Annotated in this window: 19 protein-coding genes; 8 read left to right on the top strand and 11 right to left on the bottom strand. The window is 64.6% G+C overall.

Annotated elements, in window-relative coordinates; all coding sequences use genetic code 11:
- The first annotated feature begins 59 nt into the window (after positions 1–59).
- The 3 genes from nadA to nadC are packed head-to-tail and all read left to right on the top strand — an operon-like array spanning position 60 to position 3523.
- On the top strand, positions 60–1112 hold the full coding sequence (nadA, locus tag ACXAEH_RS18485) for a quinolinate synthase NadA (RefSeq protein ID WP_475034839.1): 1053 nt from the start codon (positions 60–62) through the stop codon (positions 1110–1112).
- A 3-nt stretch (positions 1113–1115) separates the two neighbouring features.
- Positions 1116–2672, top strand: a complete 1557-nt coding sequence (locus ACXAEH_RS18480; RefSeq protein WP_475034838.1) for an L-aspartate oxidase — start codon at positions 1116–1118, stop codon at positions 2670–2672.
- On the top strand, positions 2669–3523 hold the full coding sequence (gene nadC, locus ACXAEH_RS18475) for a carboxylating nicotinate-nucleotide diphosphorylase (RefSeq protein WP_475034837.1): 855 nt from the start codon (positions 2669–2671) through the stop codon (positions 3521–3523). The genes ACXAEH_RS18480 and nadC overlap by 4 nt, the downstream gene beginning before the upstream one ends.
- Before the next feature lie 16 nt (positions 3524–3539).
- Here the strand turns inward: nadC and ACXAEH_RS18470 are convergent, their stop codons facing one another.
- From ACXAEH_RS18470 to ACXAEH_RS18450, 5 genes are all read right to left on the bottom strand, one after another.
- Positions 3540–5006, bottom strand: a complete 1467-nt coding sequence (locus ACXAEH_RS18470) for a hypothetical protein (RefSeq protein ID WP_475034835.1) — start codon at positions 5004–5006, stop codon at positions 3540–3542.
- Positions 5003–5767: a class I SAM-dependent methyltransferase gene (locus ACXAEH_RS18465; protein ID WP_475034834.1), complete on the bottom strand. Its 765-nt coding sequence runs from the start codon at positions 5765–5767 to the stop codon at positions 5003–5005. The genes ACXAEH_RS18470 and ACXAEH_RS18465 overlap by 4 nt, the downstream gene beginning before the upstream one ends.
- An 18-nt stretch (positions 5768–5785) precedes the next feature.
- Positions 5786–6166 (bottom strand): GtrA family protein, encoded by a 381-nt coding sequence (locus ACXAEH_RS18460; RefSeq protein WP_475034833.1) that lies wholly within the window; start codon positions 6164–6166, stop codon positions 5786–5788.
- Positions 6167–6168: 2 nt separating this feature from the next.
- Positions 6169–7149, bottom strand: a complete 981-nt coding sequence (locus ACXAEH_RS18455) for a glycosyltransferase family 2 protein (RefSeq protein WP_475034831.1) — start codon at positions 7147–7149, stop codon at positions 6169–6171.
- Positions 7150–7350: 201 nt separating this feature from the next.
- The gene (locus ACXAEH_RS18450) at positions 7351–9336 is read right to left on the bottom strand and encodes a CocE/NonD family hydrolase (protein ID WP_475034830.1); all 1986 of its coding nucleotides are present in this window, start codon (positions 9334–9336) and stop codon (positions 7351–7353) included.
- 145 nt (positions 9337–9481) lie between these two features.
- Between ACXAEH_RS18450 and ACXAEH_RS18445 the strand changes: the two genes are divergently transcribed.
- Complete coding sequence (locus tag ACXAEH_RS18445) at positions 9482–10267, top strand: helix-turn-helix transcriptional regulator (RefSeq protein WP_475034829.1); 786 nt, start codon at positions 9482–9484, stop codon at positions 10265–10267.
- Positions 10268–10379: 112 nt separating this feature from the next.
- On the opposite strand, the gene ACXAEH_RS18440 is transcribed toward ACXAEH_RS18445, so the two are convergent.
- On the bottom strand, positions 10380–11483 hold the full coding sequence (locus tag ACXAEH_RS18440; RefSeq protein ID WP_475034828.1) for a CaiB/BaiF CoA transferase family protein: 1104 nt from the start codon (positions 11481–11483) through the stop codon (positions 10380–10382).
- A gap of 148 nt (positions 11484–11631) precedes the next feature.
- Between ACXAEH_RS18440 and ACXAEH_RS18435 the strand changes: the two genes are divergently transcribed.
- Positions 11632–13239 (top strand): arylsulfatase, encoded by a 1608-nt coding sequence (locus tag ACXAEH_RS18435; RefSeq protein ID WP_475034826.1) that lies wholly within the window; start codon positions 11632–11634, stop codon positions 13237–13239.
- Positions 13240–13341: 102 nt separating this feature from the next.
- Here the strand turns inward: ACXAEH_RS18435 and ACXAEH_RS18430 are convergent, their stop codons facing one another.
- The 5 genes from ACXAEH_RS18430 to ACXAEH_RS18410 all read right to left on the bottom strand — a co-directional run bounded on the left by ACXAEH_RS18430 (position 13342) and on the right by ACXAEH_RS18410 (position 17402).
- Positions 13342–14895 carry a polyamine aminopropyltransferase gene (locus ACXAEH_RS18430; RefSeq protein WP_475034825.1) on the bottom strand — a complete coding sequence of 518 codons (1554 nt, stop codon included), beginning with the start codon at positions 14893–14895 and terminating at the stop codon, positions 13342–13344.
- Positions 14892–15116, bottom strand: a complete 225-nt coding sequence (locus ACXAEH_RS18425) for a DUF350 domain-containing protein (protein ID WP_475034824.1) — start codon at positions 15114–15116, stop codon at positions 14892–14894. The genes ACXAEH_RS18430 and ACXAEH_RS18425 overlap by 4 nt, the downstream gene beginning before the upstream one ends.
- A gap of 196 nt (positions 15117–15312) precedes the next feature.
- A complete protein-coding gene (locus ACXAEH_RS18420; protein WP_475034822.1) occupies positions 15313–15471 on the bottom strand; it encodes a hypothetical protein in 159 nt (52 codons plus the stop codon).
- A 3-nt stretch (positions 15472–15474) separates the two neighbouring features.
- Positions 15475–16797 carry a DUF4178 domain-containing protein gene (locus ACXAEH_RS18415; RefSeq protein ID WP_475034821.1) on the bottom strand — a complete coding sequence of 441 codons (1323 nt, stop codon included), beginning with the start codon at positions 16795–16797 and terminating at the stop codon, positions 15475–15477.
- Positions 16794–17402 carry a DUF4178 domain-containing protein gene (locus tag ACXAEH_RS18410; protein WP_475034819.1) on the bottom strand — a complete coding sequence of 203 codons (609 nt, stop codon included), beginning with the start codon at positions 17400–17402 and terminating at the stop codon, positions 16794–16796. The genes ACXAEH_RS18415 and ACXAEH_RS18410 overlap by 4 nt, the downstream gene beginning before the upstream one ends.
- 302 nt (positions 17403–17704) lie before the next feature.
- On the opposite strand from ACXAEH_RS18410, the gene zwf reads away from it, so the two are divergent.
- From zwf to eda, 3 genes are read left to right on the top strand one after another with little or no spacing between them, the layout of a single operon-like run.
- Entirely contained in the window at positions 17705–19153 is a 1449-nt protein-coding gene (zwf, locus tag ACXAEH_RS18405) for a glucose-6-phosphate dehydrogenase (protein ID WP_475034818.1), read from the top strand.
- A 49-nt stretch (positions 19154–19202) separates the two neighbouring features.
- The gene (gene edd / locus ACXAEH_RS18400) at positions 19203–21011 is read left to right on the top strand and encodes a phosphogluconate dehydratase (RefSeq protein WP_475034817.1); all 1809 of its coding nucleotides are present in this window, start codon (positions 19203–19205) and stop codon (positions 21009–21011) included.
- Between the two features lie 3 nt (positions 21012–21014).
- Entirely contained in the window at positions 21015–21665 is a 651-nt protein-coding gene (eda, locus tag ACXAEH_RS18395) for a bifunctional 4-hydroxy-2-oxoglutarate aldolase/2-dehydro-3-deoxy-phosphogluconate aldolase (RefSeq protein ID WP_475034815.1), read from the top strand.
- Positions 21666–21675 lie beyond the last annotated feature (10 nt).

Below are 21675 nucleotides of genomic sequence, written 5' to 3'. Positions count from 1 at the left end.
TGAACGTGAAACAACCCCCGCCCAAAGTGTCACCCCGGACGCAACCTTGAGGAAATGCCATGTTCGACCTGCAATCCATGCGGGATCAGCTCGCCACCCATTACGATCTGGCGCCCAATCCGGCCCTGGCCGAGAAGATGGCAGACGTCTACGCACGCATGGACCGCGTGGTGAACCCCGTCGAATGGGTCACCCATGCGCCTTACGTTGCGGCAATTCTCGAGCTGAAAAAGCAGCGCAACGCGGTGATTCTGGCGCATAACTACATGACGCCCGAAATCTACCACGGCATCTCCGACGTGGTCGGCGACAGCCTGCAGCTGGCAATCGAGGCGACCAAGGTCGAGGCCGATGTGATCGTGCAATGCGGCGTGCACTTCATGGCCGAAACCTCCAAGATCCTGAGCCCGGGAAAAACCGTGCTGATTCCGGATATGGAAGCGGGCTGCTCTCTGGCGGAATCGATCACCGCCGAGGGTGTCGAGGAAATGCGCCGCCGCTACCCCGGCGCGCCGGTGGTCACCTATGTGAACACCACTGCCGAGGTGAAGGCGGCGTCCGACATCTGCTGCACCTCCTCCAACGCGGCCCAGATCGTGGCGGCGATGGAAGAAGAAACCATCATCATGACCCCGGACCAGTATCTGGCGCAGAACATCGCCAATCAGGTGCCGGAAAAGAACATCGTCTGGTGGGAAGGCTCCTGCATCGTGCACGAGCAGTACACCGCCAAGGACCTGCGCGACTTCCGCGAATGGAACCCGGGCACCCGGCTGATCGCCCACCCGGAATGCCCGCCGGATGTGGTGGCTGAGGCCGATTTCTCCGGCTCCACCAGCGGCATCGTCAAATATGTGACCGACGAGAAGCCCGAAAAGGCCCTCCTGATCACCGAATGCTCGATGGCCTCGAACATCGCCGACCAGCTGCCCGAGGTGGACTTTGTCGGCCCCTGCAACATGTGTCCCTACATGAAGAAGATCACTCTGGAGAAGATCCTGTGGTCGCTGCACACCATGTCCGAGCCGGTCGAAGTCGACCCGGAAGTCGCAGACAAGGCCCGTGTCGCGGTGCAGCGGATGATCGACCTCAGCCAGAAACTGGGCATCTGATCCGTGATCGAAACCGGCCGTATCGTCATTGCCGGCGCAGGCCTGGGCGCGCTTTACGCCGCGCTTGAGCTGGCACCGCGGCCGGTTCTGGTGATCTCGCCCGAGCCGTTGGGCGAAGGCGCTAGCTCGGCCTGGGCGCAGGGCGGCGTGGCGGCCGCCATGGCCGCCCATGACACGCCCGAGGCGCATGCGGACGACACCCTGCAGGCAGGCGCCGGCACCGTCGACCCCGAGGTTGCCGCCATGGTCACGCGGGTTGCCCGCGAGCACATCATCGACCTCACTGAGCTTGGCACGCCCTTCGACCGGGACGCTGACGGCAACTACGTGATGAGCCGCGAGGCTGCCCATTCCGCCGCCCGCGTGGTGCGGGTGAAGGGCGACCAGGCCGGCGACCAGATCATGCAGACGCTGATTGCCGCGGTGCGTGCAGCACCATCCGTGCAGGTGCTGGAAAACACCCAGGCTGTGCGGCTGGAAACCGCGGGCAATGCCGTCACCGGCATCTGGATCACCCGCGCCGATGCACCCTCCGCCCCGATGCTGATCAACTGCCCCGGCGTGCTCTTGGCAGGCGGCGGCTCTGGCGGGCTTTACGCCCACACCACCAACCCGCCCCGCATCCGCGGCCAGGTGATCGGCTTTGCCGCCCGCGCCGGCGCCCGCATTGCCGACCCGGAATTCGTGCAGTTTCACCCCACCGCCTTTGATATCGGCGAGGACCCGGCGCCATTGGCCACCGAAGCCTTGCGCGGCGAAGGCGCGGTGCTGGTCAATACCGATGGTGAACGTTTCATGGTCCCCGCGCACCCCGACGCCGAACTCGCCCCCCGCGACATCGTCGCCCGCGCGATCTTTGCTGAGACCCAGGGCGGCCGCCGCCCGATGCTCGACACCCGCGCGGCCCTGGGCGCCGAGGTGCTGAGCCGCTTCCCCACCGTGGCTGAAACCTGCGCCCGCGCCGGCATCGACCCGGTGCAGCAGCCGATCCCCGTCGCCGTTGCCGCCCACTACCATATGGGCGGGGTCGAAGCAGACATGCAGGGCCGCACCAGTTTGCAGAACCTCTGGGTCTGCGGCGAGGCCTCCTCGACCGGCCTGCACGGTGCCAACCGTCTGGCGTCCAATGGCCTGTTGGAAGCGCTGGTCTATGCCCGCAACGCGGCCCAGGATATCGGCAGCCTGAACCTCGCAGACAACGCTTGTGAAGTCCGTCCGTCGTTCCCCGAAGGCGGACCGGATCTGGACCCGGCAGCGGTGAAGTCCCTGCGCGAGACCATGACCGCCCATGCCGGCGTCCGCCGCACGGCAAAAGGACTGAAGCAGGCGCTCGCCGCCATTGCCCGGCTCGAGGCCGAACAGGCAAGCGACGAGAATTTCATCAACATGTGCGCCACCGCCACGCTGATCGCCGCCGCCGCGCTCCAGCGCGAGGAGAGCCGCGGCGGCCATTTCCGCGACGACTTCCCCGAGGCCGACCCCGCGCAGGCGCACCGCACCCGCATCACCCTGGATGAGGCCCTGGCCATCCGCACCAAGGTTCAAGAGGAGCTGACATGAGCACCCAATTCGCCACCCTGCCCGACCTGATCCTCGAACCGATGGTACGCGCCGCGCTGATGGAGGACCTGGGTCAGAACGGCGACATTACCACCCGCGCGGTGATCCCGGCCTCTGCCACCTACTCCGCCCGGCTGAACGCCCGCGAGGATGGTGTCGTGTCTGGAATGCAGATCGCCCGCATCGCCTTTCACCTGGTCGACGCCGGGCTGAAGGTCGAGACCCTGCTGCCCGACGGGTCGCCTTGCAAAAAAGGCGACACGCTGATGACCATCGAAGGCTCCGCCGCCTCGATCCTGTCGGGCGAACGCGTCGCGCTGAACTTTGCCGGCCGGCTTACCGGCATTGCCACCCTGACCGCCGCCTTTGCCGCGGAAACCAAGGGCACCGCCACCCGCATCACCTGCACCCGCAAGACCACCCCGGGCCTGCGCATTGCCGAGAAACAGGCGGTGCTGCATGGCGGTGGCTACAACCACCGTTTCGGCCTGTCGGACGCCATCCTGATCAAGGACAACCACATCGCTGCCGCCGGCGGCGTCAAGGCGGTGCTGGAAGCCGCCAAGGCCTCCGTCAGCCACATGATGAAGGTGGAGATCGAGGTCGATACCCTGGACCAGCTGGCCGAGGTTATTGCCACCGGCGGCGCCGATGTCGTGCTTCTGGACAACATGGACACCCCCACCCTGATCAAGGCCGTGGACATGGCAAAGGGCCATGTGGTGACCGAAGCCTCCGGCAACATGCGGCTGGAGCGCATCGCCGAAGTGGCCGCCACCGGTGTCGATTACATCTCTTCGGGTGCGCTGACGCATTCGGCCCGCACTCTCGATCTGGGTCTCGATTTTTGAAGGCAGCTTAGCTTTCTCAATCCTGCTGTCGCCGCTTGCGGGCGGCGTCCAGTTTCCCGTCCCGCAGCGCCACCGGCGAGAGCATCAGAACAGAGCCGCCCTTAACCGCGCGCACTTCAAACCCGCTTCCCTGCAAGCCGCCGTGCAGTGCCTCTGGCAACTCCGCACAGGCCTCGGGGGTGCGTTCGCACATGATGACATCGCGCCCGGTCAACAGCTCCAACCGGGCTTCCATCGCATAGGTTTCCTGCAGGTCCGCTTTCACCGCGGCCTCCAGCGACAGGTAAGTACCGGTCACATAGACCGGGCCCTCAGCGGCTTGCAGCTCCACCGCCATCGCCCGGCTCAACGCCGGCCAGCGCGCATAAGACTGCTGCAGCATCAGCGCAAACATCACATAGACCGCCGCCGTCAGCGCCAGCAAGTAGCGGCCCAGCCGCGCCCGGCCGTTTTGCTGCAAGGAAATGGCAAACAGCCCCAGCAAGACCGCAAAAAAGATCCACAGAAAACCGCCGGAGCGCATCGGCATGTCGATGCCGGTGCGAACCACCTGCAAGCAGATCAGCCCCAGCCCCAGCGCCACGCCGGAAAGCATGTACAGCGCCCGCCATCTGTCCTGCCGCAGCACACTCCGGACCGCCGCTGCCAGCACTGCGCCCTGCATCAGCATCAGCGGCGTGTTGGCGTATGAGCCCTTAACCGCCAGGCCGCTCAGAAACTCCCAGGCCAGTCTGGTGTTTTCCAGCGCCGAGGCCAGGTCATGTGCCGGGCTCGGGTTCCGCCACTCGGCCATTGGCACCCCAAAAATGCCATGTTCGAAGAAATTCAGCGTGTAGATCGCCAGCATCCCCAAGGCGAAACTGGCAATGAACAGCGCCAGCAGCCCGGCCAGGTCCCGGGCAGAGCGGGTCACGCCTGCACGGGTCAGGCTTAGCGCCAGGATCAGGAAGGGAAAGGTGGTATAGGCCATCAGCGACACCGGCACGAACACCAGCATCAGCCAGCGGCAGGCGCGCTCGTCCAGCCGGGTGGCCAGCCAGCCGTAAAGCGCCAGCACCGCCATTCCGGGGATCAGCGTGTTGAACCACAGCGAAATCAGGATCCAGGGAAAGCTCAAGCCAGCGATCAGCGCCACCGCCACCCGCTGCCAGAGCTCCGCCTCGCGGCCAAAGGCATTGTGCACCAGACAAGCCAGGTAGATGGCCCAGAGCAGCTGATACGCCAGGTAATTCACCCAGGCCGGGGTCACCACACCGCGCAGATGCCACAAGTAGTTGAGCCAGCGCCCCTCGGAGAGAGTCTTGGTGTAAAACAGCCCCGGCTCAGCCAGCAGCGCCGGGTAATCGTCGTGGCGGATCATCGGATCCGGCAACAGGAACAGCGCCGCCAGCAGCAGGCCGCCGTAAACCGCGCCAACCAGCTCCCGGAGCCGGGGAGCGGCCTGCGGGTGGGAAACGCTGCCCTCTGCTGCGGCCAATGTCATCCGGCAGCCTCTTGCAGACGGCGGGCGCGGCGCGCCAGCACCGCAGCGCGGCCCTGGGCGATCCTGGTGACCATCGGCTGCGGCATCAGCGACACGATCCCGCGCCGCATGCGCCAGCCCAGGCTGCCCGCCAGCGGCACCTTCTGGCCGGCCGGCACTTCTGCCGCCAGCACCTCCTGCGGCAGGCCTTCGCGGCCCGCGGCATTGGCATAAAGCACGGTGTTGTAGCGGTACCAGGGCTCAACGCCCTCCATGTGCTTCAACTTGGGCCGGGCAAAATCAAAGGCGGTGAACCCCCGCGCGGCAAACATCTCCTGCCAGAAGGACAGCGGTTTTTCATTTATGTGGAACTCGCCCCCCTGTCCCGGCACCGCAGCCGAGAACAGCACCCGGTCTGCATGTCGGGTGAGGCTGTCCACCAGCTTCTCCGAAGCGGCCTCGGGCAGGTGCTCGCCCACTTCCAGGCTTTGCGCCAGGTCGAACTTGCGGCCCAGGTCAAAAGGCTTGGTCAGATCTGCCGCGTGAAACTGCTCGCGCGGGATCGCCAGCCGGCCGCGGTCGACATAATCGCCGTCAACCCCGGCCACATCCTGCACACCCGCCTTGATCCATTCGCTCAGCCACACGCCGCGGCCGCTGCCCAGATCCAGCACGCTGCCCGCCTGCAGCTGCGGCTGCACCACCGAGATCATCGCCTGCGCCGAGGAGCGCGCGCCCTGGTCGATGTAGTCGTAGAACTCGTTCGAATAGATATGGGACATGGTTGCTCCGTTTGCTCCTCAGCCAGCCGCGGCATAGACCCAGAGGCGGAAAATGATGAAGTTTTGAATGGGCAGGATCACCGTGACGGCAGCCGCAGACAGCCAGCCCGCCCAGCCCAGCGCCGGGCCAAGGGCTCCGGTGATCAGCGCCGAGACGGCAAAGCCCGCGGCAATGGTGCAGGCAAAGCGCGCCATCTGATCCGGCAGCGCCAGCGGGCGGCGGAAGGTCCAGGCGGTCTGCAGGACATATTGCACGGCAACCGCAACGGCAAAGGCCAGCGCATTGGCCGCAGGCTGCGCCATGCCGGCGGCCAGCAGTGCCGAATAGCCCAGCACATAGAGCCCGGCCACGGCGGCGCCGACAACCGAAAACCGCAGGATCTGCCCCGCATCGCCCATGATCAGGACGCTTCCTTGCGCAGCGGCGCGGGCTCGATCTTGACCGGGTCCGCCGGTTTTTCCCCGCGGCCGGTTTCCTCCGACAGGAAATACATTGGCCGCTGCTTGCTCTCCATATAGAGCCGCCCGATGTACTCCCCCATGATCCCCAGCGTCAGCAGCTGAATGCCGGAGAAGAAAGAGATCGCCAGCAGCATCGAGGCCCAGCCCGGCGCGGTGCTGTAAAGCGCCAGCGACAGGAACACATAGACCGCCATCAGGAAGGTCACGTAGAGGCTCAGGAAGGCCAGCCGTGTCGCCATCTTCAGCGGCTTGGTGGAAAACCCGGTCAACGCATCGGTGGCAAAGCGCAGCATCGCGCGAAACGGGTATTTGGTGACACCGGCCACCCGCGCGTCGCGCACATATTCCAGCCCGATCTGCTTGAAGCCGGCCCAGGCGAACATGCCGCGGATGAACCGCGCCCGCTCCGGCATTGCCAGCACCGCGTCCAGCGCACGGCGGCTGACCAGGCGGAAATCGCCGGTGTCCTTGGGGATGTCCACATCCGACAGCGTGTTCAGGAAACGGTAGAACCCATAGGCAGTGATTTTCTTGAACAGAGTCTCGCCCTGCCGTTCCGCCCGGCGCCCGTAGACCACGTCATAGCCCCGGTCCATCATCAGCATCATGTCGGGCAGGATTTCCGGCGGATCCTGCAGGTCGGCATCCAGCATGAAGATCCGGGCACCGCGTGCAGCCTCCAGCCCGGCTGTCAGCGCCACCTGATGGCCGCGGTTCGCCGAAAGCCGGATACCCCGCACCACAGCATATTTGGCATGGGCCGCCTCGATCGCAGCCCAGGTCGCATCACTGGAGCCGTCATCCGCCAGGATGATCTCGGCGTCCTGCGCCCATGGTTCAATTGCCTGCACCAGCCGCTCCACTAGCAGGGGGACCAACTCTTCTTCGTTATAGCAGGGCACAACAACGGAAAGCTGCATTTCCCGCCCTCAAGTCTGTTTGTTAACCGCTCGTTAACCACGATACTGGCCGATCCGGCGCAGCAAGGGCAACGGCAGCCCGCTGAGAGCTGAATTTGCAATCAAATGGTTAAGGCCCTGTGTGCTTTTGGTAACGCACTATGTCAAAACCAAGGCAAATGCGGACGAATTGCCGAAAATCCGCCCGCATCCTGCCCGGGTTTACAGCACGCCGCGGGGAATCGTCTCGCTCCACTCCTTGGTCAGCACAACTTCCTTGTTTGCCCCCTCATAGGCCGTCACCCGGCGCCAGAGATAGAAGTTCTCCCGGTCGCAGGTCACCTTGTTCTCGGTATCAATCGCAACCTGCCAGCCGCTGCGCTCAAACTCGAAATTCCAGTCGCTGGCAAAGGCCGCCGTGGCCGGGTCATCGGGATGCACCTCGTAGTGCATGGTCACATGGCTGCCAACGCACATGCCGTGATAGGGATCCACCGCCTTGCCGTAGTCATCCATAGTATCAAGCACCAGCGCGCCATCGTCGCGGGTCCAGGTTTTCGACGTGCCGCCCGCCGCGCGCAGTTGCTCTGCTTGCAACACAGGGTAGTCCCGCGGCGCGCCGGGCTGTTGCGGGTCAATCTCGTCGGAGACCCGGCGTTCCGGCAGCACCAGTGAACAGCCCTCCAGATGCAGCGTCACCTCTGCCGCCTCCGGCGCCGGCCAGACAATCGGCCAGTATGATGTGGACAGCGCCAGCCGCAGCACATGCCCCGGCTTCAAATGATGCGCGCATTCGTTCAGCTCGATCTCGGCCTCATAGCGCTCCCCCGGCACCAGCTTCTGCGGCGCCTCAAAGCCATCACGACACGTCAGGTTCAGCGGCCGGAAGCTGATCCGCTGCGAGACACCTTCGGGCGAGACATCGCACAGCCGCGCCACCAGCTGCGCCACCGGCTTGTCGACACTGAACGCAACCTTCACCCGCGGCCGGCCCAGCATCTCCAGCGGCTCCGCCAAGGGCGCGGTGTCGAAACAGGCCGACAGCCTGTCATCCTCCGCCTGATCGCCCGCCAGCTCATTGTCAAACCGCATGCCCGGGCAAAAATAACCGCCCGCCTGCCCCACGGTTGCCGGGCTGCTGACAGCCAGCGTGCCGCCTGCGGCTGCATCAGCCAGAACGCCCGCACCCAGATGCATCACCCGTTCCTGCACATTGGGCGACGGCCATGCGGCCTCTGCCACCCAGCGGCCCTGGCGCGGTTTGTTTTGCATGGTCGGGTTGAAATGCTCCTGCATGTAGACGCGGTAGTCCGGCAGGTCTTCGGCCCCGGTCTCCTCGCCCTTCAGCCATTTGCCGAACCAGGCCAGCACCTCGCCATGGAAATCCGCCGGGTCCAGCTTGGCGATATGGGCATAGCGGTGCTCCCACGGGCCGATCATCGCCTTGGCCGGAACCTGCAGATTGGCCGCCAAAGCAGGCGGCGCATTCACATAAGCATCGGCCCAGCCGGTAATCGCCAGCACCGGCGCCTGGATCGCGGACCAGTCTTCGCAGACTGAACCATGCGTCCACTGCCCGTCCCGCGCCTGATGCCGAAGCCAGTCGGCGGGCATGAACGGCATCTCCTCGATCCGGCGGATCCAGTCCTCGCGCCAGTCGCTGCGCAGCTCCGGGTCCGCCGGACGCGACTGATAGGCAAACATCTGGCTGCCCCAATTGGCATTGTCGCTCAGCAGGCAGCCGCCCATGTAGTGGATATCATCGGCGTAACGGTCCACGGTCGAGGCCACCGACACCACCGCCTTCAGCGCCTCAGGCCGCCGGAACGCCAATTGCAGCCCGTTGAAGCCGCCCCAGCTGATGCCGATCATGCCGATACTGCCGGTGCACCAGTCCTGCGCGGCGATCCATTCCAGCACCGCCTCACCGTCGCTCAGCTCCTGCTCGGAGTATTCGTCGTCAAACACCCCCTCGCTGTCGCCGGTGCCCGCAATATCCACCCGCACGCAAGCATAGCCTTCGGCCGCAAACACCGGATGCGTGGTCTCGTCGCGCGGCGCAGTACCGTCGCGCTTGCGGTAGGGCAGATATTCCAGGATCGCCGGGAACGGCCCCTCGCCCTCCGGCATCCACATCCGCGCCGACAGCTTGCGCCCATCCGGCAGGGTGATCCAGGTGTTCTCAATGATGGTGAATGCGCCGGGCATTTGCTGTTCCTTTTCTTATTAATCCGGGCCGCGCCCCTTGGCTCCACCTTCCCCAAACTTGCCCCGCATGAAAAGGCAGCACTTGTCCGCGGGTGTAAGCGGATGTACGCAGTTTGCCAGCCAAACCGCGAAGAAGGCCGCGCCGATGCAAGAAGATTTTGCCCGCAACCTGCGCAGGCTCTGCGCCGAGACCGGCAGCATTGCCCAGGTCTGCCGCGGCATCGGCATCAACCGCCAGCAGTTCAACCGCTACCTCAACGGCCACGGGCTGCCCTCCGCCCACAACCTGCGCCGCATCGCCCAGTTTTTCGGGCTGGAGGAAGAGCAGCTGTTTGCTCCGCACCAGGACTTCCGCCAGGCCCAAGGCACGCAGCGCGCAGGTATCGCGGCCCCTGCCAAGCATTTCGGCGCGCAATTTGCAGGCCAGGCCCGCCACATGCGGCGGTTTCTAGGGTTCTTCCACGGCTATTACCGCACCCCGACCTGGCCCGGCCAGGTCATGCGCACGCTGATCCGCCTGCGCGAAGAGGACGGCCATGTGGTCACCGACACCTTCGAGCGCGCCGCCGCCAGTGACGGCAGCATCCGCCAGCGCGGCCGCTACCGCGGCATGGCGGTGTTTCACAACAACCGGATCTGCATGTACGAAAGCCCCCGCCGGGCGCATGGCTTCCTGTCCGAAACGGTGCTGATGCCCGCCCACCCGCAGCAGACCTCCTACTTGCAAGGGCTGGTGCTGGGGATCTCCGCCCGCGCCGACCAGCCGCCTTACGCCGCCCGCACCGTCTGGGTCCGGATCAGCGAACGGGTGACCGCGCGCGAAGCACTCACTGCCACCGGCGCCTGCCGCGAGGACAGCCCGCGCCTGGACCCCAAAGTGCGCCGCTTGCTAGGGGAAGAGCTGCCACTGAGTGTGGATGTGAACATTTAGCAGAACCTTGCTTTCACACGGAGAGGGCAGCGCCGGTCCCGGCGGGGTGGGAAGCGAAGCGCCCGCCCCGTGGGGGGCGGGACGGGCGCTGCCCGGCCTATCGGCCGGGTGGTCACTTCGGCAGCTTCGGCGCTGACTTCTCCAACGCCAGCTCCGCTTCCGAAAACTTCCACGGTCCCCGCACCCCCGGCACGCCTTCCGGTTCAATCTGCATGCCCCGGTGCTGGATCTGCGGATCCTCAAAGGCCTGGCCGATTGTGTTGATCGGCCCCGCTGGCACCGTCGCCGCCTCCAATGCCGCCAGCAGGTCGCTTTGCGTCCACCCCGCCAGCACCTCCTCCAGGATCGCCGTCAGCGCCTTGCGGTTGGCCACCCGCAGCTGGTTGGTCTGGAACCGGGCGTCTGCCTTGGCCTCTGCCAGCCGCAGCACATCGCACAGCCGCTGGAACTGCCCGTCATTGCCCACCGCCAGGATCACATGGCCATCCTTCACCGCCATCACCTGATAGGGTGCAATATTCGGATGGTCATTGCCCAGCCGCACCGGACTGTCACCGGTCGCCAGGTAGTTCATCGCCTGGTTCGCCAAAAGCGCCGTGGCGCAATCCATCAGTGACATATCCAGATGCTGGCCCCGGCCCGTGGTGTGGCGCTGCTCCACCGCCGCCAGAATGCCGATGGTGCCATACAGCCCGGTGACAATGTCAGTGATCGCCACCCCCACCTTCTGCGGCTGGCCGTCCTGCGCGCCAGTGATCGACATCAGCCCGGACATGCCTTGCAGCAGGAAGTCATAGCCCGCCCGCGCCGCATAAGGGCCATCCTGGCCGAAACCGGTGACAGAGCAATAGATCAGCCGCGGATTGATCTGCGAGAGGCTCTCGTAATCCAGCCCGTATTTCCTGAGGCCGCCAACTTTGAAGTTCTCGATCAGAATGTCCGCATCCCTGATCAGATCAATCACCGCCTGCTTTCCTTCCTCGGTACGGAAGTCGGCAGTCACACAGTCCTTGCCCCGGTTGGCGGCATAGTAATAGGCAGCGGTCTTGTCGCCGTCCCGCTCGATGAACGGAGGCCCCCATTTGCGGGTGTCATCGCCATCGGGGCTTTCCACCTTCACCACCTCGGCGCCGAGATCCGCCAGCGACTGGCCAATCCAGGGGCCCGCAAGAATACGGGCAATTTCGACCACTTTCAGGCCTGCTAGCGGGGTCATGGGCACTCCTCCCTGATGGCGCCAATGTGTCTGCCGGACATGCTTAGCCGCTGACGCAGCCCTCGGCAAGATTTGATCAAATTATTCAATTCTCCGCTGAACCATTCCCTCGCATACTCGGTACAAACCACAGCGGAGCGCGATTCGCATGACCAGCCGGCCCAATGTAATCCTGATCCTCGCCGACGACATGGGCTTTGCCGACCTCGGATGCACCGGATCGGAAATCCGCACTCCGCACATCGATGCGCTGGCCCGGAACGGCGCGCTGCTGACCGCGATGTACAATTGCGCCCGCTGCTGCCCGACCCGCGCGTCGCTGCTGACCGGGCTTTACCCGCACGACGCCGGCATCGGCCACATGGGCGCCAATCTCGGCACGCCTGCCTATCAGGGCTTCCTGCGCAATGACGCCGCAACCCTCGGCGAACACCTGCGCGAAGCGGGCTACAAAACCCTGATGAGCGGCAAATGGCATGTCGGAGGAGACTTCATGGCCCGTGAGGTGGACAGCTGGCGGGTCGGCGATTTGGACCACCCCACCCCGCGCCAGCGTGGTTTCGACCGTTTCTACGGCATCGTCGACGGCGTCACCCATTTCTTCTCGCCCCACTACATGCTCGAAGATGACAGCCGGGTGGAAACCTTCCCGGACGATTTCTATTTCACCGATGCGATCACCGGCAAAGCCATCGGCATGATCGAAGACTCCGTTGCCAGCGGTCAGCCCTTCTTCCTCTATCTCGCCCATACAGCCCCGCATTGGCCGCTGCATGCGCACCCCGAGGACATCGCCCGTTATGACGGTGTCTATAACACGGGCTGGGACGCAACCCGGACAGCCCGCCATGAGACGATGAATGCCATGGGCCTGTTCCAGACGAACTGGCAGATCTCCCCGCGCGACAAGGATGTGCATCCTTGGGAGAGTGAGGAGAACCGCAGCTGGGAAGCGCGCAAAATGGCCACCTATGCCGCCATGGTGGACCGGATGGACCAATCCATCGGCACGCTTGTTGCAGCACTGAAACGCCTGGAGCAGTTCGACAACACGCTGATCCTGTTTCTCTCCGACAATGGCGGCTGTGCCGAGTTCATGGCCGAGGACGGCTGGGCCAAGTTTTTCCCCGATGTCACCCGCGATGGCCGCCGGATCACCATGGGCAACCGTCCCGACGTCATGCCTGGCGATGCGCTGACCTATCAAAGCTATGACAAGCCCTGGGCCAATGTCTCCAATGCGCCGTTCCGGCTGTTCAAGCACTATGTCCACGAAGGCGGCATCTCTACCCCGTTGGTCGCGCATTGGCCCAATGGGTTCGCAGCACGCCCGGCCGCTCATGCGGCCTGCCATGTGGTGGACATTCTGCCAACCATCCTCGAAGCCACCGGGGCCGCATACCTGAACGAACTCGGCGGCCAGGAGATCCAGCCGATGCAAGGGGAAAGCCTGCTGCCCCTGCTGCGCGGCCGCGACTGGGAACGCCAGCAGCCCATATTCTTCGAACACGAAGGCAACGCCGCGATGCGTTTGGGCCAGTTCAAGCTGGTGCGCCTGCACGGCCAGGACTGGGAGCTTTACGACATGGACGCCGACCGCACCGAGCTCAACAACATCATCAAGGGCGAAGACCGCCGGGCACGGGAAATGATCCGCCAGTATCAGGACTGGGCCGCGAAATCCGGGGTAATGGACTGGGACACCGCGCTGCCCAAACTGCTCGCCGCCTGGGACATAACCTCCCCCGAGGGCTGACCGCCGCCGCGGGCGCCGGAATTCGGCGCGAATTCCGGCCCGGAAAAATCAATTTTCCCGAGCCGTTTCCCGTGCCGGGAAACGGCCGCCCGCAGTACGCGGTCACTCAAACCACTGGTCCCAGCCTTCCTGATAATACCCCGCCAGCGCATGGGATTGCAGCGTATTGACCTCCGCCGCCACCGGCCCGGTGTCCGCAGCAAACACTTGTGCCGCCTGCCAGACTGCGCCGTTCAGGAACTTCAGCCCCTCCGGCAAGTCCAGCGCCCGAGGCTTCAGCGTCTGCGGCGCAGCCATCACAAACCCCCAATCGCCGAAACTCGGCAGATAGGCGTGATAGGGGGTCACCCGCAGCCCCTCCCCGGGCGCATAGGGGTTCCGTGCGGCCTCCAGCGTCCTGGCCACCGACCAGAACGCCCGGCGGGCAAACAGCGGCGAGCCAGCTTGGGTCACCATGATCCCTTGCGCGCTCAACCGCTCCATCAGCGCGCCGTAGAACTGGCGGGTGTAGAGCTTGGACAGCGCCAGGTTCTTGGGGTCCGGCAGATCGGCGATGATCACGTCAAACACCTGATCGGTGCCCTCAACGTACTGCCAGGCATCCGAATTGCGGACCGTCACACGTGAATCCTTCATCGCGCCGCCATTCAATGCCGAAAGCTGCGGATGATCGCGAAACAGTTCCGTCACCCGCGGATCAAGATCCACCAGCGTCACCCGCTCCACCTCCGCCCAGCGCAGCACCTCCCGCACCGCCATGCCATCGCCGCCGCCCAGGATCAGCACCTCCTTGCGCCGCGGTGCCATCGCCATTGCCGGATGCACCAGGCTTTCGTGATAGCGGTGCTCGTCCAAAGTGTCGAACTGGATCGAGTAATCCAGGAACAGCCGCACCCGGTCCCTGTAGCGGGTCACGGTGATCTGCTGATAGGGCGTTGCCTCGCTCAGGATGATGTCATCCTCGAACAGATCCGCCTCGGCCACGGAAACCAGCCGTTCCGACTGCCACAGCCCCGTCAGCGTGGCGGCAAAGACCACGGCCCAGACAGCAACCTGACCGCGGCTGGCCGCCGGACGGAACACCCACAGCGACAGTCCCGCAACGCCGAGGTTCAGCGCCCCGAAACTCAGGCTCGCCGACATCAGCCCCAGTTGCGGGATGATCAGCAAGGGAAACGCCACCGAGGCCGCCAGCGCCCCCACGTAGTCGACGCTCAGCACGTTCTCAAACCGGAACTCCGGTGCGCCGATCTCCTTCAGCACCCGGGCGATCAGCGGGATTTCCATCCCCGACAGCACACCGACCAGCACCAAGAGCCCGTACAAGGGCACCGAAACGCTCTCCAGCCAGGCATAGGAAAAGAAGATCCCAGGCGCCATGAAGCCGCCAGCAACGCCAAGGCAGATCTGCGCCCAGATAAAGCCGCTCATGGCGCCGCCCACAAACCGCGACAGCCAGGCGCCCAGCCCCATCGCCGACAGGAACACCCCGATCACCAGCGAGAACTGACGCACGGAATCGCCCAAGAGGTAACTGGACAGTGTCGCCGCGATCAGCTCATAGATCAGCCCCGAGACCGCCACCAGAAAGGTCGCCGCCAAGAGCCAGAACTCACGCAGCCGCACGCCCCCCGGATCAGGGGCCGCCGCGCTCATGACAGGATGACGGCGGCGATGATGATCGAGATGGACAGGAACAGAAACCCGATCAGCACCGCCAGCGCGATGTTCTGATCCTGCTCAATCTCCTTCATGATCGGAAATGGCGTCAGCCAGTCGATCACCTTCCAGATCACCCCCATCAGCGCCACGCCGACAAAGGTGTAAAACACGGTGCTGATCAGCTCAGCGGCCTGAATGGCAGAGAAATACTCCATGGGTCCCTCATTCGTTTTTTTCGTACGCATATTCTGCGCATAGTGCCCGCGCGGTTCCTTCATCAAAGCCAACCGCCACCCTTTCGAGGGTGCAAGCACGGATCGGTGAAAAGTACCAAAAACCAAACAACGCCATGCAACACGCTGCGATAGTTGCAAGTCCAAGGATGACGCCTTTTTCCATGACCCGGCCCGGTTACTTTACACTACCGTTTGAGTAGCGCCCGCCGCTGGCGGCGCGGATCGATGTGTCCAGGTCACGGCTCTCGCCGCCGTAGCCATGGTATGAGACATAGGTGGCACCTGCGATTGACACGCCGGACATGAGCAGAAAGATGATACGGAACAGGTTCATGGTTCAGTCGTCGTCCTCGTCTACCCAGTCGCTGCCGCTCCAGCGTTGCTTGCGGTGCCACCAAAGACGGAACACCGCCTGTGCGCTCAAAGCCCCGAAGACCGCGGCCAGCAGGAACAGCCAGCGGCCGGTGGAAAGCCCGCTCTCCACCGAAACAGTCAGCTCTCCAAGGGCAGGACGGAACTGGCTTGTACCGCTGCTGGAATAGGTAAAATTCGGGCTCCATAGCCCGCTTTCCCCGATCTCCACGCTCAACGTGTAGGTGCCTGCCATTTCCGGCCGGAAGGTTAGCGATGCCTGATTGTCCCCTTCACTCCAGGAGCCATCCTTGTCCCTTCCCTGGTAATATTCAACCGTGCGTCCTGCCTGGAACACCGGTTCGTCTTCGGGATCGGTCAGCTCAACCTCGACATAAGCCCAGCTGTTCCTGGTGTCGCCCTTCAGGTCCAGCCGGGCCAGCCAGCCGGGGTCCGTGATTTCAAATGGCAAATCAACCGGCATCTGCTCAACTTGGACCACCTGGCGCTTCAACACGGTTTCCCCTCTCGGGGACGACAGGGTGATCCCGATCATCAGACAGAGAAACGCGCAGATTGCACTGGCCGTACAGACAAACCAATAATTTGGTCCGGTCTTGAACTGCTGCAGCGGATGCACCGTATAGGGCTTCAGCCCGGTCTTGATGCCGAACCCCGCCTCCGCATCCTTGACTGGCAGATATTGCGACAGCCAGGCCTCTCGTTCGCTGCCGGTCTGGGCGAACCCCAGCATCGCGTCATCGGCCAGCGCTGAAACCGTGGTGGTTTGCTGACCCTTAACGGGCGACCAGGTAAATTCACCTTCGGCAAAAGTAATCTGGCTGGTTGAGGTATCGTAATACTGGAAGGCCCGGTCATTGGCATGGACCTTTGGCCGGTATTCCGCACGTTCAACCCAATCGGCAGACATCCACACCGGACGCCGGTAACGGCGGGTGAAAACCAGATGCCGGTCCTCGATCGTCAGCCAGGCATAGCCGTGGGTCGGTGAATAAAGCTGATGATCCACCCAGATCCAGGTCCGTGCGCCCCAGCGTTCCTCGTGCTGCAGGGTGCCGATCACCGTGTATTCGGCCCCGAACAGGGTGCCTGTCATGCCGATTTTAAACGGGCTGACCGGGCGCTGGATGTCGTTGAACTGGCGGATGGCACGGTAATTGTCCAGCGCGTCCAGCTCGGTGCCGCAGTAAGGGCAGATATGCACCGTCACCCGGCCGCCGCCGAGGATGTCCAGCCCGGCCCCGCAGGAGGTGCAGTCAACCGCCTTCAGCTCAGCACTCAGGCTCATGCCAGCACCTCGACCTCGAACGGATCATACCACTGGCCGCGGTACCATTCCCGGCTGCTGCCCTGGAACTCGCCTGATAAAAGCGTGCCGTCCTCGCCCTGCAGGTTCACGAAGCGGTAGCGCTCGCCAACAATCAGCGCCTGATCGAAACTGCCTCGCACAGCAACGCATTCGGCATCGTCTTCTTCGGAGACTGTAAACAGCTCGCCTTCGTAATTGAGGGTGCCGCCAAGTTTCAGATAGCCGTCATAGCGCGGCCAGGCGGAGCGCTTCAGCCCCCGCTGCATCACGATATCGCCCTCATCCAGCGACACCCAGCAGGGGGAGCCGCTGCGATCCAGCGCCCAGAACTCCTCCCAGAAACCACGCCCGTAAGAGAACCGTGCGTGACCCAGGATCTGCAGGGTCTGACCGCCCAGCCGGATCGTGCTGCCCAGCCCGAACAGCATCGGCGCCTCATGCATGACACCAGCCTCGCCCGCCAGCCGCGCCTGATCATCCTCGATGAACAAGGTGGTGCCGCAGGAGCCGCACCCGGTCAGTTTGACCGAAGCGGCTGCCGGTTCCACCGGGCTGGCACAATTGGGGCAGTGAAACGTGCTCATGGCCTCCCCTTTCCCGAAGCCGCGGATCAATTCAAGCGGGAAGTTAAGAAGACCTGAACAATTGTTCAGCACTGTTGACCCAATGTTTCGCGCGCGAAACATTTGGACAGAACGACTGACCTATTTTCGGCAGGGGCGGCAGCGGCATTTTCCGATGGTCCTGGCAAACGCTATATGTTAGCGATAACTCAACTTTAACCGGCGGTGTGCCAGCAGGGGGAATTGAATTGCCCGGCCCCAGGCTGCACAATGGCCCGGCCTCCGGCTTCCGGCCGCCCCAATAGAACAGCGATGTAAAATCAATGGTTTCGCGCGTCATACCAGTTGACCCTTTCGACCTCGTGCTGTTCGGCGCGACCGGCGACCTGGCCCGGCGCAAGATCCTGCCGGCGCTGTTCCACCGGTTCCAGATCGGCCAGTTCAGCAGCGATTGCCGCATCATCGGCTCTTCCCGCAGCGATCTGTCGGCCGGGGAATTCCGCGCCCAGACCGCCGACGCCATCCGCAGTTTCGGCCAGGATGTGGAAACCACCCCCGCGGAGATCGAGGCCTTCACCGCCCTGCTGGACTATGTCGCCGTCGACGCCCGCGGCGCGGCCGGCTGGGACATGATTCACGGGAAACTGCGCGACGGCTGCGTGCGCGCCTTCTACCTGTCGGTCGGCCCCTCGCTGTTCCCCGGCATCGCCCGCCGCCTCAGCGAGACCGGCATCGCCACCCCCGACAGCCGCATTGTGCTGGAAAAACCCTTCGGCCACGACCTTGCCTCGGCGCAACAGCTGAACGCCGCCCTGCGCGAACACTTCGAAGAGCGGCAGATCTACCGGATCGACCACTACCTGGGCAAGGAAACTGTGCAGAACCTGATGGCGCTGCGCTTTGCCAATTCACTGTTCGAGCCGCTGTGGAATTCCTCCCACATCGACCATGTGCAGATCACCGTCGCCGAAAGCATCGGCATCGAGGGGCGCGAGGAATACTACGACAAATCCGGCGCCATGCGGGACATGGTGCAGAACCACCTGATGCAGCTTCTGTGCCTCACCGCGATGGAGCCGCCCGCCCAGTTCACCCCTGGCGCAGTGCGCGACGAGAAGGTCAAGGTGATCGAGGCCCTGCGCCCGGTGCCGCAGTCCAACATCGCCCGCGGCCAGTACCGCAGCAAAGATGGAACCAGCTACCGCGACCACGCGGGCAGCCCCTCCAGCCGCACCGAAAGCTATATCGCACTGAAAGCTGAAGTGGCGAACTGGCGATGGGCCGGCACGCCCTTCTACCTGCGCACCGGCAAGCGCCTGCGCGAACGGGTCAGCGAGATCGCCGTCTACTTCCGCGACCCGCCGCACAATATCTTCGAGGGCTTCGGACCGGTGCACGGCAACGTGCTGGTGATCCGGCTGCAGCCCGACGAGGGCATCACCCTCAAGACCACCATCAAGGACCCCGGCCCCGGCGGCATGCGCCTCACCGGCGCCAACCTCGACATGACCTTTGCCGACGAGCTGCCGGAATCGGGCCGCCCGCAAGACGCCTACGAGCGGCTGATCATGGATGTGATCCGCGGCAACCAGACCCTGTTCATGCGCGGCGACGAGGTCGAGGCCGCCTGGGCCTGGGCCGACCCCATCATCGCCGGCTGGCAGGAGGCGGGCGACACCCCGCAGGCCTACGACAGCGGCAGCGCGGGCCCCGACGACTCGCTGCTGCTGATCCACCGCGATGGCCGCCGCTGGCGAAGTATCGGAACCTGAGCCCGGCCGCCCTCCCCTTCGGCACCGCAGTTTGCTACAAAGGCACCAAATGAGTTTGAACCCCACACTGGCCGCCGTCACCAACCGCATCATCGCCCGCAGCGAGGCCACCCGCGCGGCCTATCTCGAGCGGATGCGCGCGGCCCGCGGCAAGGGGCCTGCCCGGGCGCATCTGTCCTGCTCGGGCCAGGCCCACGCCTATGCCGCCACCGGCGCGGACCAGCAAACACTGGCCCAGGGCAGCAAGGGCCACCTCGGCATTGTCACCGCCTATAATGACATGCTGTCGGCGCATCAGCCGTTCGAGGCCTACCCGGGCCTGATCCGCGATTCCGTGCGCGCCGCAGGCGGCACCGCGCAGGTCGCGGGCGGCGTGCCCGCCATGTGCGACGGCGTCACCCAAAGCGAACCGGGCATGGAGCTCAGCCTGTTCTCCCGCGACACCATCGCCATGGCCGCAGGCATCGCGCTCAGCCACAATGTCTTCGACGCGGCCGTCTTCCTCGGCGTCTGCGACAAGATTGTGCCCGGCCTGGTGATCGGCGCCCAGGCCTTTGGCCATATCCCGGCGGTGTTCCTGCCCGCAGGCCCGATGACCAGCGGCCTCGCCAATGACGAAAAAGCCAAGATCCGCCAGCAGTTCGCCGCCGGGGAAATCTCCCGCGAGGAGCTCTTGAAGGCGGAAATGGCCGCCTACCACGGCCCCGGCACCTGCACCTTCTATGGCACCGCCAACACCAACCAGATGCTGATGGAGTTCATGGGGCTGCACCTGCCCGGCTCCTCCTTTGTCACCCCTGGCACGCCGCTGCGCGAGGCGCTCACGGTGGAGGGCGCCAAACGCGCCCTGTCGCTCAGCGCGCTTGGCAACAATTACACCCCCGTTTGCGACGTGCTGGACGAGAAGGCCTTTGCCAACGGCATCGTCGGGCTGATGGCCACCGGCGGCTCCACCAACCTCCTGATCCACCTGATCGCCATGGCCCGTGCGGGCGGCATCATCCTCGACTGGCAGGACTTCGCAGACCTCTCTGACGCGGTGCCGCTGCTGGCCCGCGTCTACCCGAACGGGCTCGCCGACGTGAACCACTTCCACGCCGCGGGCGGCCTTGGCTATCTGATCGGCGAACTGCTGAAGTCCGGCCATCTGCACCCGGACACCAAAACCGTCGCGGGCGAAGGGCTGGAGCACTACGTAATGGAGCCCTTCCTCTCTGAGGACGGCCTCACCTTCCGCGAGGGCCCGGGCCAAAGCCTGAACGACGCGGTGCTGCGCCCGGCAGAGGCGCCGTTCCAGGAAACCGGCGGGCTGAAACGCCTGACCGGCAACCTCGGCACCTCTGTGATCAAGGTCTCAGCTGTGGCCAAGGAACACCAGGTGATCCAGGCCCCGGCCCGCGTCTTCCACGACCAGGCAGACGCCAAGGCCGCCTTCAAGGCAGGTGAGCTGACCGGCGACGTGATCGTGGTGGTCCGTTTCCAGGGCCCCAAGGCCAACGGCATGCCGGAACTGCACAGCCTGACCCCGTTCCTCGGCATCATGCAGGGCCGCGGCCAGAAGGTGGCGCTGGTCACCGACGGGCGTATGTCCGGCGCCTCCGGCAAGATCCCGGCGGCGATCCATGTGGTGCCCGAAGCCCTGGACGGCGGCCCGATTGCCAGGATCCAGGACGGTGACATGCTGCGGCTGGACGCGGTCAAAGGCACTTTGGAGGTCCTGACAGACGGCGCCATGGACCGCGAACCTGCCACTGCCGACCTCAGCGCCTATCAGCACGGCACCGGGCGCGAGCTGTTTTCCCTGTTCCGCCGCTCGGTCGCTTCGGCGGATGAGGGCGCCAGCGTGTTTGGAGTTTAAGCGATGCGGATAACCCCTCAGGACGCCAGCCTGCGCACCTGCGAAATCTGTGCCCTGGCGCCGGTGATGCCGGTGCTGGTGGTCGAGGACGCGGCCCACGCCCGCCCCCTGGCTCAGGCGCTGGTTGCCGGCGGTTTGCCCGCACTGGAAGTCACCCTGCGCACCGGTGCAGCGCTGGACGTGATCCGCGAAATGGCGCAGGTGAAGGGCGGCATCGTGGGGGCCGGCACGCTGATCACTCCCAAGGACGCCGAAGCCGCCAAGGACGCAGGCGCGCAGTTCGGCGTCTCCCCCGGCGCCACCGATTACCTGCTGGATGCCTGTGAATCCATCGGCCTGCCGCTGCTGCCCGGTGCTGCCACCGCAACCGAGGCAATGCGGCTCCTGGCCCGCGGCTATGGCATGCTGAAGTTTTTCCCGGCTGAGGCCTCGGGCGGCGCAGCCGCGCTCAAGGCCATCGGCGCACCGCTGCCGCAGATCTCCTTCTGCCCCACCGGCGGCATTACCCCGGCCAATGCTGAAAGCTACCTCAGCCTCGGCAATGTGGTCTGCGCCGGCGGCAGCTGGGTGGCGCCCAAGGATCTGGTCAAGGCCGGCGGCTGGGCCGCCATCGAAGCCCTGGCCCGCGACGCCAGCCAGCTCGGACAACGTTAAACCATCGCAA

This window comes from Leisingera sp. ABM4_060, from assembly GCF_056158765.1.
This window is presented reverse-complemented; position numbering and strand designations above follow the sequence as displayed.